Genomic DNA, 14,616 nt, shown 5'->3' with positions numbered 1-14,616 from the left:
AGGGTCTCAATGGCATTTGAAATGGTCGAAGGGCTCGAGGCAGTCGCGGCAGCGCCACAAGGCTTTGCAAGGGGTCGAACCGAAGCGGCTCACCTCCTGGGTATGGGACGATCCGCATTGCGGGCATTCCACGGCGCGGCTTCCGGCGGGGACCGGGGGGGAGATGCCGTAGGCACGAAGCTTTTCGCGGCCTTCCGGGGTGATCCAGTCGGTCGTCCAGGGCGGGGAGAGGGTTGTTTCGATTTGGACGTTTTCGAACCCGGCTTTGTCGAGGGCGATGCGGACCATCGTTTCGATGACCTGGGTGGCGGGGCAGCCGGTATAGGTCGGGGTGAGGGCCACGCGATCCGGCCTCACGTCGCGGACGATGCCGAGGTCGACGATGGAGACGGCGGGCACCTCAGGGTCAGGAACGCTCGCCAACACTTCCCAAATCTGCCCCTCCCCCTCGATGGGGGAGGCTGGGTGGGGGTGATCTTCGACATAGGGCGGAGTGCTTCCGGAAGCATCACCCCCACCCAACCCTCCCCCATCGACGGGGAGGGCTTTTGAGCGGTCATGATCGTCTACAATCACCATGTCGCGTCGGGATAAGCGCGGGGCAAAAACTGCATCTGGGCGAGGAGATGGCCGAGATGTTCGCTGTGGTGGCCCTGACGACCGCCGAGGATCGGGCGCTGGTCGTGCGGCACAGTGAGGGTCGCTTCCTCGATCACGGCCCGGACTTGCCGGTCATAATCCTCGCGAAAGGCCATCACGTCCGCCCCAATTCCGCGCTCCGCCATTTCCACGGCGACCCCATCCATTTCGAACAATTCCGGCACAAAGCGCCAAAGCCACTCGAAGCCGTCCTGCATGCGGACGTGGCTGTCGTCCGTGCCGTCACCAAGGCGGATCACCCATTCCTGGGCGAGCTCCTGGTGATAGGTGACTTCCTTGACCGCTTTGGCGGCGACGGCGGCAATCAGCTCGTCCTTCGATGCGGTGAGCGCGTCGAACAGCATCTTCTGCCAAGTCGAGAAAAGGAACTGCCGCGCCATGGTGCGGGCGAAGTCGCCATTCGGTTGCTCGACGAGCAGGCAATTGCGGTAATCGAGCACGTCGCGGTGGAAGGCGAGTTTGTCACCGTCCCTGCCCTGCCCTTCGACCTTGCCGGCCGCGTCAAGGAAATGGGTCGCCTGCCCAATGAGGTCGAGCGCCATGTTGGCGAGGCTGAGATCCACCTCGACCGTGGGACAAGCCCCCGTCCATTCGGACAGACGCTGGCCGAGCACCAAGGCATCGTCGCCGAGGCGCAGGAGATAGTCGAACAGAGCCTGGTCCTGCGCGATGGTCGCCATCAGATGTGCTTCACGTCGTCGGGAATATTGTAGAAGGTCGGGTGGCGATAGATCTTGTCTTCCGCCGGTTCGAACATCGCGCCGTCATCGGCGGGATCGGAGGCGACGATCGCGGCGGAGGGAACGACCCACAGGCTCACCCCTTCCATCCGCCGCGTATAGGTGTCGCGGGCGTGGCGCAGCGCGATCTCCGCATCGGGTGCGTGGACGCTGCCGACATGGCGGTGGGAGAGACCGCCTTTCGACCGGACGAATACTTCCCAGAGGGGCCAATCCTTACTCATGCTCAAATCCCCAATCGGCCAAAATCGTCATTCCGGCGAAAGCCGGAATCTTGCGTCGGCCACGCGCACAAGGAGAACTGAGATCCCGGCTTTCACCGGGATGACGGTTCAGGACGAAACTCACGCCGCCTTCCTCTTCCCTGCCTGCTTGGCTGCATAAGCATCCGCCGCCTCGCGGATCCAGGCCCCGTCTTCCCAGGCCTTGCGGCGGACGGCCATGCGCTCCTTGGCGACCGGGCCTTCGCCCTTCACCACGGCATAGAATTCCGACCAGTCGACCTCGCCGAAATCGTAGCCGCCCTTCGCCTCGTTCCATTTCACAGCTGGATCGGGAACGGTGAGGCCGATGGCGTCCGCTTGCGGCACGGTGATGTCGACGAACTTCTGGCGCAGCTCGTCATTGGTCTCGCGCTTGATCCGCCAGCGCATCGACTGGGCGGTGTTGGGACTGTTCTCGTCTGGCGGGCCGAACATCATCAGCGACGGCCACCACCAGCGATTGAGTGCGTCCTGCGCCATGCGCTTCTGCGCATCCGTGCCGGCCGCGAGATGCATCATGATCTCATAGCCCTGCCGCTGATGGAAGCTCTCTTCCTTGCACACCCGCACCATGGCGCGGGCATAAGGGCCGTAGGACGTCCGCTGCAACGGCACCTGGTTCATGATCGCGGCGCCGTCGACCAGCCAGCCGATCGCGCCGATGTCCGCCCAGGTGAGCGTCGGGTAATTGAAGATGGTGCTGTACTTGGCCTTGCCCGAATGCAGCGCCTCGATCATTTCCTCGCGGCTGGTGCCCAATGTCTCGGCAGCCGAATAGAGATAGAGGCCGTGCCCCGCCTCGTCCTGCACCTTGGCGAGCAGGATCGCCTTGCGGCGCAATGAAGGCGCGCGGGTGATCCAGTTGCCCTCGGGCAGCATGCCGACGATTTCGCTATGCGCGTGCTGCGAGATTTGGCGGACGAGCGTGCGGCGATAGGCCTCCGGCATCCAATCCTTGGGCTCGATAAATTCGTCGGCGGCGACGCGCGCCTCGAAGGCCGCGAGTTTGTCCGCATCCTCTGTCGAAGCGACGGACGCCGATTTTTGCAATTCGGTCGTATACATGGCTTCTTCTCCTATGCCGTGACATTACCATTCGCCGACCGATCGGTCAAATAATTCTCTGTGAATGTCTACGAGGCAAAGTTGATGAAATTGATGCTCTGCGAAAGTTTTCAACACGCCTTTCCTGTCCAATGAAAGAAGCAGTCGCACAAGGAGATAAAATAGGTCATGCGCGAGCCTAACCAGAAGCGTGCATGTAGGAAAATTCCACATGCGCGATGAGCGAGAAGGCGGTTAGACCCGTTCGATGACGGTCGCAATTCCCTGTCCAACGCCGATGCACATGGCGCAGAGGGCGTAGCGGCCGCCGGTGCGTTGGAGTTCCTCCGTCGCGGTGAGGAGCAGGCGCGCGCCGGACATGCCAAGGGGATGGCCGAGCGCGATGGCGCCGCCGTTCGGATTGACGTGCGGCGCATCGTCGGGGAGGCCGAGTTCGCGCAGGACGGGGAGCGCCTGGGCGGCGAACGCCTCGTTGATCTCGATCACGTCCATGTCGGCGATGGTGAGGCCCAAACGGGCGAGCAGTTTCTGCGAGGCGGGCGCGGGGCCGATGCCCATGATGCGCGGCTCGACGCCGACCACCGCGCCACCAAGGATGCGGGCGCGGGGCGTGAGGCCGTTCGCCTGCGCGACAGCTTCCGACGCGACGATCATCGCCGCCGCGCCGTCATTGACGCCCGAGGCGTTGCCCGCCGTCACCGTGCCGTCGGTGCGGACGATGGGCTTCAATTTGGCGAGGGCTTCGACACTGGCCTGGCGGGGATGCTCGTCGCGTTCGACGATGAGGGGGTCGCCCTTTCGCTGCGGGATGGAGACGGGCACGATCTCGGCGGCGAGGCGGCCATTTTGCTGGGCGCGGGCAGCCTTGTCCTGGCTGCGGACCGCGAAAGCGTCCTGATCAGTGCGGCTGACCTTCCAGGCGTCGGCGACATTCTCGCCGGTCGACGGCATGGTGTCGTCGCCATAGACCGATTTCATCTTCGGATTGACGAAGCGCCAACCGATCGTCGTGTCGTAGATTTCGGCATTGCGGTCGAAGGCGCTGGTTGCCTTGGCCATGACGAAGGGCGCGCGGCTCATGCTTTCCGAACCGCCCGCGATCACCATCTCCGCCTCGCCGCCCCGAATGACGCGCGCCGCCATGGCGACGGCGTCCATGCCGGAGCCGCAGAGGCGGTTGAGGGTGACGCCGCCCGAGGATTGCGGAAGGCCTGCAAGGAGACCCGCCATGCGCGCGAGGTTGCGATTGTCCTCGCCCGCCTGATTGGCGCAGCCGAGGATCACGTCATCGACCCTGTCCCAATCGACGCCGGGATTGCGGTCCATCAAAGCCTTGATCGGAATGGCGGCGAGATCGTCGGCGCGGACAGAAGACAGCGCGCCCGCATAGCGGCCGATGGGCGTGCGGATCGCATCGCAAATATAGGCTTGGGACATGCGCACCTTCTCCTTGGGTTTCCCGACCGGGCGGTCTATCAAAGGCCATGGCTTACGAAACCATCGACTTCAAGGTGGAAGGCGGCGTTGCGCGCCTCACCCTCAACCGCCCCGATCGACTGAACAGCTTCACCGTGCAGATGCATGAAGAAGTGGCCGACGCGCTGGACAATCTGGGCGGCGCGCGGACCCTGGTGCTGACCGGCGCGGGGCGCGGCTTTTGCGCGGGGCAGGATCTCAATGACCGCGCGGTGGCGCCGGGCGAGGCGGTCGACCTCGGGGAATCGGTGGAGAGACGCTACAATCCGCTGATCCGGCGGCTGACGTCCCTGCCGGTGCCGGTGATCGCGCGGGTGAACGGCGTGGCGGCGGGAGCGGGAGCGAATATCGCACTCGCCTGCGACATCGTGATCGCCGCGAAATCGGCCAAGTTCATCCAGTCCTTCGCCGCCATCGGGCTTATTCCGGACAGCGGCGGGACGTGGGTGTTGCCCCGCTTGGTGGGCCAGGCGCGGGCGCTGGGGCTGGCTTTGACCGGCGAGCCTTTGGCGGCGGAGAAAGCGGCCGAATGGGGGCTGATCTGGAAGGCGGTGGAGGATGAAGCGCTGGACGCGGAAGTGGATGCGCTTGCCGCCCGCTTTGCTTCTGGCCCGACGCGGGGCTTGGCGGCGATCAAGAAGATGATCCGCGAAAGCTGGGATCATCGGCTGGACGAGGAACTGGACCTTCAGCGCGACATGATGCGGGAGCTGGGATTCAGCCAAGATTACAAGGAAGGCGTTGCCGCCTTCATGGAGAAACGGACGCCGAATTTTACCGGAAGATGAGCGTCATTCCAGCGAAAGCTGGAATCTCCTTTCTTCCGGGACATATCAAATGAGATTCCAGCTTTCGCTGGAATGACGGGATGGAATGATATGAAAACCCTGAACCTTCTGAATTATGCGCAGGACGGCTGGTACCAGGCGCCGGGCGGGCTCGCCGAGGTGCAGAGCGCCGTCACCGGCGAGGTGATCGCGACGACCGGCAGCCAGGGCCTCGATTTCAAGGCGATGCTGGATCATGCCCGGACCGTCGGCGGCCCTGCCTTGCGCGCGATGACCTTCCACGAACGTGCCTGGATGCTGAAGGATCTCGCCAACGCGATCATGGCGCGCAAGGAGGAGCTCTACGCCCTCAATTACCAGACCGGCGCGACGCGCACCGACGGGTGGATCGATATCGAAGGCGGCGCGGGCACGCTTTATTCTTTCTCGTCCAAAGGGCGGCGGGAGCTTCCCAATCAGCGGGTGCTGATCGACGGCAATATGGAGCCGCTGTCGAAGGGCGGTACGTTCGTCGGGCAGCATGTGTGGACCTCGCTCCAAGGCGTCGCGGTCCACATCAACGCCTTCAACTTCCCGGTATGGGGGATGCTGGAGAAGCTGGCGCCCACCTTCCTCGCGGGTGTGCCGGCGATCGTGAAGCCGGCATCGTCGACCGGCTATCTCGCCGAACAGTGCGTGCGCATCATGCTGGAGGCAGATGTGCTGCCGAAGGGCGCGCTGCAGCTCGTCATGGGCGGGGTCGGCGACCTGATGGATCATCTGACCTGCCAGGACGTGGTATCCTTCACCGGCTCCGCCGCGACCGCGATGAAGTTGCAATCCCATCCGGTGATCGCGCGGGAAAGCGTGCGCTTCATCGCCGAGCGGGACAGTTTGAACGCCTCGATCCTCGGCCCCGACGCTGGGCCCGGAACGCCGGAATTCGACCTGTTCGTCAAGGAAGTGGCGCGCGAGATGACGGTGAAAGCGGGGCAAAAATGCACTGCCATTCGCCGCGCCATGGCGCCTGCCGAACATATCGATGCGGTGCAGGAGGCGCTCTCCGCCCGTCTCGCCAAGGTGAAGATCGGTGACCCCCGTGAGGAAGGCGTGACGATGGGCGCGCTCGCCAGCCGGTCCCAGCTCGAGGCGGTGCGGTCGGCGGTCGAGGAATTGAGCAAATCGGCGCGCATCGTGTCGGGCGACCCCGCCGCCTCGCCGGTTCAGGGCAACGGCGCCTTCATCGAGCCGATCCTGCTGCGGTCGGACGATCCGTGGGGATCCGACGCCGTGCATGACGTGGAGGCGTTCGGCCCAGTGTCGACGATCATGCCCTATCGCGATCTGGCCGACGCGGTCGCGCTGGCGAACCGGGGCATGGGCAGCCTGGCGCTATCGCTCTTCACCTTCGATCCGAAGGTCGCGGAAGAGTTCGTGCTGGGCGCGGGCGCGTTCCACGGCCGCATGATGATCCTCGACCGCACATCGGCGAAGGAATCGACCGGCCACGGCTCCCCCCTCCCCGTCCTGGTCCATGGCGGCCCGGGCCGCGCGGGCGGCGGCGAAGAAATGGGCGGCGTGCGCGGCGTCACGCATTATATGCAGCGCACCGCGCTTCAGGGCTCTCCCGCCTTGCTGTCGGGCATCGTCAAGCAATGGCTGCCCGGCGCGCCGAAGCCGGAGGGCGATGTGCACCCCTTCCGCAAGCGGATTTCGGAACTGGAGGTGGGTTATACGCTCAAGACCGCGAGCCGCACCGTTACGCTGGAGGATGTGGAGCATTTCGCCCATTTCACCGGCGACACCTTCTACGCTCATATGGATGAGGAAGCCGCCAAGGCGAGCCCGATCTTCGAGGGCCGCGTGGCGCACGGCTATCTGATCCTGTCCTTCGCCGCCGGATTGTTCGTGGAGCCCGCGCCCGGCCCGGTGCTCGCCAATACCGGCCTTGAAAACCTCCGCTTCATGACGCCGCTTTATCCGGGCGACAGCATGCGCGTGGAATTGACGGTCAAGTCGAAGAGCGTCCGGGACGAAGAAAAAGGCGAGGTCCGCTGGGCCGTCTACATCTTCAACCAGAAGGACGAGGTGGTCGCGACCTACGATCTGCTGACGATGAACCGGCCTTAGCGTTCCCCCCTTCATCCTCCCGTCATGCTGGACTTGATCCAGCATCCATGAACGCCGTCCTTTCCGGATACACCCGTGTTGATAGACCCCCGATCAAGTTCGGGCTGACGGTTAGGCCGGGAATCTAGGGACGGGGAAACCAATCGATCCCGGCATCCGTTTGCCGCCTCGACAGGAGGGAAACGGCGTGGACGACAGGCTGCTGCAGGGCATTCATTGGGTCACGCGCGGGATCGAGATGATCGGGATCGCGATTATTGTCGTTGGGGCGCTTGGGGCGTTGATCGCCTTCGTTCGCAGGACTGGGCAGCCGGGTAAGGAGGAAAGGATTGGCGATTTCCGGTCCGACCTTGGCCGCTCCATTCTCCTCGGCCTCGAGTTTCTCGTCGCGGCGGACATCGTCAACACCGTGGCGATCGAACCCACGCTCCAAAGCCTGGCGGTGCTGGCGGGGATCGTCCTCATCCGGACGTTCCTCAGCTTCTCGCTCGAAGTGGAGATTGAAGGGCGCTGGCCCTGGCAGCGCGTCTCTGGCACTGGCCGCGAAACCTGATTAGGGCGCGGCCATGGATCATTTTCATCTCAAGGGCGGCGTCCTTCATTGCGAGGACGTGCCGCTGCCCGCCATTGCCGAAGCCGTCGGAACGCCGGTCTACGTCTATTCCGCCGCGACGATGCGGCGTCATGCGCGGGTGTTTCGCGAGGCTCTGGCGGGCCTCGACGATCCGCTGGTCGCTTATGCGGTGAAGGCCAACCCCAATGCGGCGGTGCTGGCGGTCCTCCGCGACGAAGGGCTGGGCGCGGATGTCGTTTCGGGCGGCGAATATCGGCGCGCGCGGGCGGCGGGGATCGCGCCCGAAAAGATCGTCTTTTCGGGCGTCGGTAAGACAGCGGAGGAAATGCGCCTCGTCCTCGACGGCGGGCTGTGCCAGTTCAACCTGGAATCGGTGGAGGAAGCGGAGATGCTGTCCGCCGTGGCGTCCAATATGGGCCGGACGGCGCCGGTCGCATTCCGCGTCAATCCCGATGTCGAGGCCGGAAGCCATGCCAAGATTTCGACCGGCGCCGCGCATAATAAATTCGGCATTCCGATCGGCGAGGCCGTTGCCGCTTACGCGCGCGCGCGCAGCCTGCCCGGCCTCGACCCACAGGGTGTCGCCGTTCATATCGGCAGCCAGCTCACCAGCCTTGCCCCGCTCGAAAGCGCATTCCGCAAAGTCGGCGAACTGATCGCCGATTTGCGCAAGGCCGGACATGACATCGTGAAGGCCGATTTGGGCGGCGGTCTTGGCATTCCTTACGATCCCGAAGCGCCGCTGCCGCCAAGTCCGGAGCTTTACGGCCGGATGGTCGCGGACGTGACGGCGGATTGGAACGTGCGGCTGATCTTCGAACCAGGCCGTTTGATCGTTGGCAATGCGGGCGTTTTGTTGACCGAAGTCATCCGGGTGAAGCCGGGCGCGACCGACCCGTTCGTGATCGTCGACGCGGCGATGAACGATTTGATGCGCCCGAGCCTTTACGATGCCTGGCACGCGATCGACGCCGTGACGCCGAAGGGGACGCACATGACCGCCAATGTCGTAGGACCGGTTTGCGAGACCGGCGATACTTTCGCGACTGCCCGCGAAATGGACGGCGCGCGGGCGGGCGACCTGCTCGTCTTCCGCACGGCGGGCGCCTATGCCGCGACGATGGCGAGCACCTATAACAGCCGTCCCTTGACGCCCGAAGTGATGGTGGACGGCGGCCGGTGGGCCGTGGTCCGTGAGCGGCAGGATGTCGAAAGCCTGATCCGGGCGGACCGAATACCGGACTGGCTAGCTTAGATCGGCAGCAGCCCGAAATAAGCGAGGATCGCGACGACCAGGATCAGCAGCGCTATGGCGGCGATGGTGCCGCCCGCGCCGCCCCGTTCCACAACCACCGTTCTTTTCTCGACAATATTGCGTTCGTCCATGCGAAAACTCCTTGCTTTCCGGCTGAACGCCATGGCGCGGCAGCCGTTCCGCCGGTTGAGCGCCGAACCGAGGCTGCGTGGCGGTTGTCCGCCCGTCCGAGCCGGAACGCGCGCGCCGTCAATCTGTTGGGGGATCAACAGCTTGATGGAGGATGCCATGAAAGTTTCGGAATGCATGTCGATGGATGTGGAAGTCGTCGGCCCCGACCAGCCGATCCGGGAAGCGGCGCGGTTCATGCTGCGCGAAGATGCCGGATCGATGCCGGTCTGCGACGGCGACCGGCTGGTCGGCATGATCACCGACCGCGACATCGCGGTGCGCGCGGTCGCGGAAGGCCGGGGGCCGGACACGCCGGTGCGCGAAGCAATGACCGACGAAGTGCTCTATTGTTATGACGATGACGATGTCGACGAAGTGGCGCTGAAGATGAGCGACGCGCAGGTGCGCCGTTTTCCGGTCGTCAGCCAGGAGGACAGGAGACTGGTCGGCATCATCTCGCTCGGCGACATCAGCCGGTCCAGCGAGGAGGATGCAGCCCATGTCGCCATGCAGGGTGTTACCGATCCGGGCGGGATGCACAGCCAGACGGATGAGTGATCGGGCTTTAAAGCCGCTCCCCTTGATGGGGGTGGGGTGATGTTTGGCGTAGAGCGCAGAGGGCCCCGCATGACCCCCGCCAACCTCCCCCATCAAGGGGTAGTCTTTTAAGAGTTTAATCCTGCGGCCAAGTCTCCAGCACCTCGACGAAGCGGGTGAGCCATCCGTTGGTCTGGTGCCCATCGACGACGCGGTGGTCGATGGTGAGGCTGACATAAGCCATCGGGCGGATCTGAATCGTATCGATGCCGCCCACTTCGCGGACGACGACGCGCTTTTCGAGTTTGCCGACGCCGAGGATCGCCGATTGCGGCTGGTTGATGATGATCGGGCTGGCGAATAGCGAGCCGGAGACGCCGTGGTTGGAAATGGTGAAGGTGCCGCCCTTCACGTCATTCTGCGAGAGCTTTTCGGCGCGCGCCTTTTCAACGAGCGTGTCGAGCCCTTCGGCGATGCCCTGGAGCGAGAGGCTCTGCACCTTGCGCAGGACGGGGACGATCAGCCCCTTGTTGCCGAGAGCGGTGCCGACGCCGATGTTGATGTCGTCGTAGATTTCCAGGCGATCGTCGTGCCAGCGGCTGTTGATCGCGGGCGCGACCTTCATCGCTTCCGCCGCAGCCGCCACGATATAGGCGGTATAGGTGAGCTTCGCGCCCGCTTTGGCGAAGGCATCCTTGTGGCGCGCGCGGTGGGCCATGATCGCGCTGAAGTCGCATTCGAACATCGCGGTGACGTGCGGGGCCTGCGTGACCGAATTCAGCATGTTTTCCGCGATGCGCAGGCGCATGCGATCGTGCGGCACGCTGTGCGAGGCGATCGAGGCGTCGGATGGGGCGATTTGCGGCTGTGCGGTGGTGCGCGGGCCGGTTTGGACCGTGGTGACCAGTTCGACCGCTTTGTCGACATCGGCACGGGTGATGCGGCCGTCGCGCCCGGTGCCTTGAATGCGGCTGGGATCGATGTCGTGCTGCAGGAGCGCGCGCTTTACCGAAGGGGAGAGGCGAAGTTCGGGATTGGGTCTTCTTAAGCCCTCCCCCTTGATGGGGGAGGATTGGGTGGGGGTGAGGGTTGTCGTCGGGCTGCGCTCTTCCCCGGCATCACCCCTCCCCAACCCATCAGAGCCGCAGGCTTGTCCCCCGGACAAGCCCAAGAGCGGCTTTGATCCATCGAGGGGAGGGGCTTCAGGGGTGATCTCCGCCATTAATGCGATGCGGCCCAGCACTGCACCGGGCGCGGCTTCCTCATTTGAGTGAAGAACGATCTCGCGCAAGATTCCGGAGGCGGGCGCGGGCACCTCCACCGCGACCTTGTCGGTTTCCAGTTCGACCAGCGGGTCGTTCACTTCGATCTTGTCGCCGACCTGCTTCAGCCAGGCGCGGACGACGGCCTTGGTGCCTTCCTGTTCGATGGGCGCGGTGACGTCGATCATGAGATGGTCCTGATAGCCCCTCCCCCTTGATGGGGGAGGCTGGGTGGGGGTGAGGGTTGGGCCAGGTTCGGTGCGGGCGGAGAGATCACCCCCACCCTTCCCTCCCCCATCAAGGGGGAGGGTTTACCGCCGGCGCGGGTGCCGCCTCTGTGCATCAAAACACTACCAATTCGTCGATCTTGGCGCGGATACGCTCCACGGACGGCACCGCCCAGTCGAGCAGCACCGGATTATGCGGGCTGGGGATGTCCGGCATGGTGAGGCGCGAGACCGGCGCGTCGAGATCGAGGAAGGCCTCGTCCGCGACCACCGCCGCGATCTCCGCGCCGAAGCCTCCGGTCAGCAGGTCTTCGTGGACGATCAGGCAGCGGCGGGTGCGGCGGACGCTGTCCAGCACCATTTCGCGGTCCCAGGGCATCAGGGTGCGGAGGTCGATGACGTCTGCGGAGATATCCTTGGCCGCTTCTTCGCAGCGCGGGACCATGGCGCCCCACGTGACGATGGTGATGTCGTCGCCGGAGCGGGTTTTCTTCGCGCGGCCGAAGGGCAGGACGTAATCGTCGCCCGGATAGGGACGGCGGGCCCAGCTATCGTCGAGCATGGCGCGATGTTCGAAGAAGACGACGGGATCGTTGCCGCGCAAGCCTTCGCGGAGGAGGCCCACGGCGTCCTCGGCATTGGACGGCACCGCGACCTTCCAGCCGGGATTGTGAACGAACTGCACTTCGTTGGTCTGGCTGTGCCAAGGATCGCCGCACTTGAAGAAGCCGCCCGGGATGCGCAGCACCATCGGCGCCGCGAAGCGGTTGTTGGTGCGCCAGCGCATCGTGCCGCAATCGTTGATCTGTTCGAGCGCGGGTTCGGCATATTTGCGGAACTGGATTTCGGGCACCGGCATCAGGCCCGCCATCGCCATCCCCACCGCGCGGCCCACAATGCCTTCTTCGGACAGGCTGGTATCGAACACCCGCTCGATCCCGAACTTCTCCTGAAGGCCAAGGGTCACGGCGTGGACGCCGCCCTTCGGGCCGATGTCTTCGCCGAACAGCAGGACGCGGGGATTGATCTCCAGTTCATGCTCCAGCGTGCGGCGGATCGCCGTCACCATGTTGATGCGCTGGCCTTCGGGCTTCGGTTCGTCCGTGGAGGGCGGGGGCGTGTAACCATGCGTCCACTGCCCGCCGATCGTCTGCATCTCGCCTTCGTAGAAGACGTGGCGGAGGACGTTCTCCGGGCTGGAGACGCCCCGCGCCTCCGCCTTTTCGCGGGCGGCTTCGACCGTGTCGGCGGCTTCGCGTTCGATGCCGTTCCATTCCTCTTCGGAAAGAAGTGAACCGACGAGGTAGGATTTCAGCTTCGGCAACGGATCGCGCGCCCATTCGGATGCGACGAAATCTTCCGATTTGTAGGTCTGCGTGTCCTGGAAGCTGTGGCCTTGGAGGCGCGGCACGGTGAGGCGGAGCAAGGCCGGGCCGCCCTGCCCGCGCACATGATCGACAGCGGCGGAGAGCAGGCGGGCCGCTTCGGCGGGCTCGGTGCCGTCGCCGGAAAAGACTTCGAGGCCCGTGAAGCTTTCCAGGTTCTTCGCGATGTTGCCGCCCGGCGTCTGATAGGTCGACGGGACCGAGATGCCGTATTGATTGTCCTCGATATAGAAGAGCATCGGCAGCTTCTGCGTGGTCGCGATCGTAAGCGCGGCCCAGAAGCCGTTCGTCGCGACCGAAGCATCGCCGCCGAGAACGACCGCCATCGCATCCTTGTGCGGCTCGCTGCCAAGGACCGTGCGGTAATAGTCGATCGCCTGCGCCCAGCCAGCCGTCGGCGTATATTGCGCGCCAACGCCGCCAGACATGGGAAGGGCGGGCGCGCCGTTCGGATTGGGATAGTTGAACACCACGCCAATGTCGCGGCCGTCCGAATAGCCCCCTTGCCGGCCCATCGCCGATCCAAGCGCATCCTCCAACGGCACGCCGAGGGAGAGAAGCAAGGGCCGCGAGCGGTAATAGCCGCAAACCGCGTCCTTGGGCCGGTCGAGGCGCGATCCCAACATGATCTGCGCCATGTCGTGCCCGCGCGCGGAGAATTGGTAGAGCACCTTCTTCTCGGGAACGAGCCGCGTCTCCTCCAGCTTGTCGAGCGCACGGCTCACCTGCATGAGATAGGCGATCTTCCGCCAATCGTAGGCGGGATCGGGCGCGTTCGAGCGGAGGGGTGCGGTGGCCATCAGAGCCGCGCCGCGACCGCCTTGGCGAAGCGGTCGACATTGTCGTCGGACAGCCCCGCGACGTTGAACCGGCCGGAACCGGCCATATAGATGCCTTCCTCCGCCTGAAGCGCCTTCACCTGTTCGGGAGACAGCGGGAGCATGGAGAACATGCCGTTCTGTTCGTCGATATAGGCCAGGCGCGGGTCGGAAGCGGCGAGGCGGGCGCGGAGGCTGCGGATGCGGATGCACATTTCCTTCACTTCCGCTTCCCAATCGGCGCGCAGTTCGGGCGTGTCGAGGATGATGCGGGCGACGGCGGCGCCATGGTCGGGCGGCATCGACCACATGGTGCGGGCGAGCGAAAGGAGGTTGCGGTAGATGAGCTGGGCCGTTTCGTCATTCGCGCCCTTGACGAAGAGCGAGCCGGTGCGGTCGCGATAGACGCCGAAATTCTTGTCGCAGCTATGGGCGACGAGGGCCTGCTCGCACCGCTCCACCGCCATCCGCATGCCCGCCGCGTCGGCTTCCAACCCGTTGCCCAAACCCTGATAGGCAAGGTCGATGAACGGCACGAGTCCGCGTCGCGCCATGAACGCGGACACAATGTCCCATTGCTCGAGGCTCAAATCCGCGCCCGTGGGATTGTGGCAGCAGCCGTGGAGCAGGACGAGGTCGCCAGGGCGCGCCTCCTCCAGCGCCTCCATCATCTGCGGAAAGCAGATCGTGTGGCTGTCGCGGTCGTAATATTTATAATCGACCATCGGCAGCCCCGCGCAGCCGATCAGAGGCGCGTGATTGGGCCAGGTCGGCTGGCCGATGAAGATGCGCGCGCCGCCGCCCGCCTGGCGGATCAGCTCCGCGCCGAGGCGGAGCGCGCCGCAGCCGCCCGGCGTTTGAACGCCGACGATCCGGCTGTCGGACGCGCCCGGACCGAAAGCCAATTCCTTCATCAACTGCACGAAGCGGACGTCACCCTCGGCGCCGAGATAGGCCTTCGTCTCCTGCGTATCGAGGAGAATCAGCTCGGCTTTCTTCACCGCGCGCAGGATGGGGGTGCCGCCCGCCGCGTCGCGATAGACGCCCACGCCGACATCGATCTTGGTCGGCCGCTTGTCGGCGTTGGCGAGCGCGATGAGGGCGAGCAAGGCGTCCGGCGCCTGCGGCTTCAGCCGGTCGAAAAGCAACGTCGATCCGGTGCCAGTGCCAGCGTCCGCCATAAATCCTCCTGTTCGCGCAAAGAGCGACGCTTAATCCTATGCCAGATAAGCGCAAGGCGCGTATCAAAATGTGCGAGATTCACAGTAGATCGGCTAAAATCGTTT

At 64.6% G+C, this 14,616-nt stretch carries 14 protein-coding genes; 5 read left to right on the top strand and 9 right to left on the bottom strand.

Annotated elements, in window-relative coordinates; genetic code table 11:
* Window positions 1–6 precede the first annotated feature (6 nt).
* The 5 genes from paaD to pcaF all read right to left on the bottom strand — a co-directional run bounded on the left by paaD (window position 7) and on the right by pcaF (window position 4,165).
* Entirely contained in the window at window positions 7–579 is a 573-nt protein-coding gene (gene paaD, locus IC614_RS01425) for a 1,2-phenylacetyl-CoA epoxidase subunit PaaD (protein WP_200971980.1), read from the bottom strand.
* Window positions 573–1,340, bottom strand: a complete 768-nt coding sequence (paaC, locus tag IC614_RS01420; protein WP_200971979.1) for a 1,2-phenylacetyl-CoA epoxidase subunit PaaC — start codon at window positions 1,338–1,340, stop codon at window positions 573–575. The genes paaD and paaC overlap by 7 nt, the downstream gene beginning before the upstream one ends.
* Entirely contained in the window at window positions 1,340–1,624 is a 285-nt protein-coding gene (gene paaB / locus IC614_RS01415; protein ID WP_200971978.1) for a 1,2-phenylacetyl-CoA epoxidase subunit PaaB, read from the bottom strand. Before paaB ends, paaC begins: the two co-directional genes overlap by 1 nt.
* 120 nt (window positions 1,625–1,744) lie before the next feature.
* Complete coding sequence (paaA, locus tag IC614_RS01410; protein ID WP_200971977.1) at window positions 1,745–2,728, bottom strand: 1,2-phenylacetyl-CoA epoxidase subunit PaaA; 984 nt, start codon at window positions 2,726–2,728, stop codon at window positions 1,745–1,747.
* A 234-nt stretch (window positions 2,729–2,962) separates the two neighbouring features.
* Complete coding sequence (pcaF, locus tag IC614_RS01405) at window positions 2,963–4,165, bottom strand: 3-oxoadipyl-CoA thiolase (protein WP_200971976.1); 1,203 nt, start codon at window positions 4,163–4,165, stop codon at window positions 2,963–2,965.
* A gap of 47 nt (window positions 4,166–4,212) precedes the next feature.
* On the opposite strand from pcaF, the gene paaG reads away from it, so the two are divergent.
* The 4 genes from paaG (at window position 4,213) to lysA (ending at window position 8,930) form a co-directional block, all read left to right on the top strand.
* A complete protein-coding gene (paaG, locus tag IC614_RS01400; RefSeq protein ID WP_200971975.1) occupies window positions 4,213–4,992 on the top strand; it encodes a 2-(1,2-epoxy-1,2-dihydrophenyl)acetyl-CoA isomerase PaaG in 780 nt (259 codons plus the stop codon).
* Between the two features lie 90 nt (window positions 4,993–5,082).
* Window positions 5,083–7,101 carry a phenylacetic acid degradation bifunctional protein PaaZ gene (gene paaZ / locus IC614_RS01395; protein ID WP_200971974.1) on the top strand — a complete coding sequence of 673 codons (2,019 nt, stop codon included), beginning with the start codon at window positions 5,083–5,085 and terminating at the stop codon, window positions 7,099–7,101.
* A gap of 187 nt (window positions 7,102–7,288) precedes the next feature.
* The gene (locus IC614_RS01390) at window positions 7,289–7,654 is read left to right on the top strand and encodes a DUF1622 domain-containing protein (RefSeq protein ID WP_226372683.1); all 366 of its coding nucleotides are present in this window, start codon (window positions 7,289–7,291) and stop codon (window positions 7,652–7,654) included.
* A 13-nt stretch (window positions 7,655–7,667) separates the two neighbouring features.
* Window positions 7,668–8,930 carry a diaminopimelate decarboxylase gene (gene lysA, locus IC614_RS01385; protein ID WP_200971973.1) on the top strand — a complete coding sequence of 421 codons (1,263 nt, stop codon included), beginning with the start codon at window positions 7,668–7,670 and terminating at the stop codon, window positions 8,928–8,930.
* Here the strand turns inward: lysA and IC614_RS12380 are convergent.
* Complete coding sequence (locus tag IC614_RS12380) at window positions 8,927–9,061, bottom strand: hypothetical protein (protein WP_264175501.1); 135 nt, start codon at window positions 9,059–9,061, stop codon at window positions 8,927–8,929. The genes lysA and IC614_RS12380 overlap by 4 nt on opposite strands.
* A 157-nt stretch (window positions 9,062–9,218) precedes the next feature.
* Between IC614_RS12380 and IC614_RS01380 the strand changes: the two genes are divergently transcribed.
* A complete protein-coding gene (locus tag IC614_RS01380) occupies window positions 9,219–9,659 on the top strand; it encodes a CBS domain-containing protein (protein WP_200971972.1) in 441 nt (146 codons plus the stop codon).
* A gap of 115 nt (window positions 9,660–9,774) precedes the next feature.
* Here the strand turns inward: IC614_RS01380 and IC614_RS01375 are convergent, their stop codons facing one another.
* From IC614_RS01375 to IC614_RS01365, 3 genes are all read right to left on the bottom strand, one after another.
* Window positions 9,775–11,088 carry a dihydrolipoamide acetyltransferase family protein gene (locus IC614_RS01375; protein WP_200971971.1) on the bottom strand — a complete coding sequence of 438 codons (1,314 nt, stop codon included), beginning with the start codon at window positions 11,086–11,088 and terminating at the stop codon, window positions 9,775–9,777.
* A 154-nt stretch (window positions 11,089–11,242) separates the two neighbouring features.
* A complete protein-coding gene (locus tag IC614_RS01370) occupies window positions 11,243–13,312 on the bottom strand; it encodes an alpha-ketoacid dehydrogenase subunit alpha/beta (protein ID WP_200971970.1) in 2,070 nt (689 codons plus the stop codon).
* Complete coding sequence (locus tag IC614_RS01365) at window positions 13,312–14,511, bottom strand: amino acid aminotransferase (RefSeq protein ID WP_200971969.1); 1,200 nt, start codon at window positions 14,509–14,511, stop codon at window positions 13,312–13,314. The genes IC614_RS01370 and IC614_RS01365 overlap by 1 nt, the downstream gene beginning before the upstream one ends.
* Between the last annotated feature and the right edge of the window lie 105 nt (window positions 14,512–14,616).

The organism is Sphingosinicella flava, from assembly GCF_016025255.1.
Classification (GTDB): domain Bacteria; phylum Pseudomonadota; class Alphaproteobacteria; order Sphingomonadales; family Sphingomonadaceae; genus Allosphingosinicella; species Allosphingosinicella flava.
Note: the sequence above shows the minus strand (reverse complement) of the source record. Positions and strands in the feature narration are given on the sequence as shown.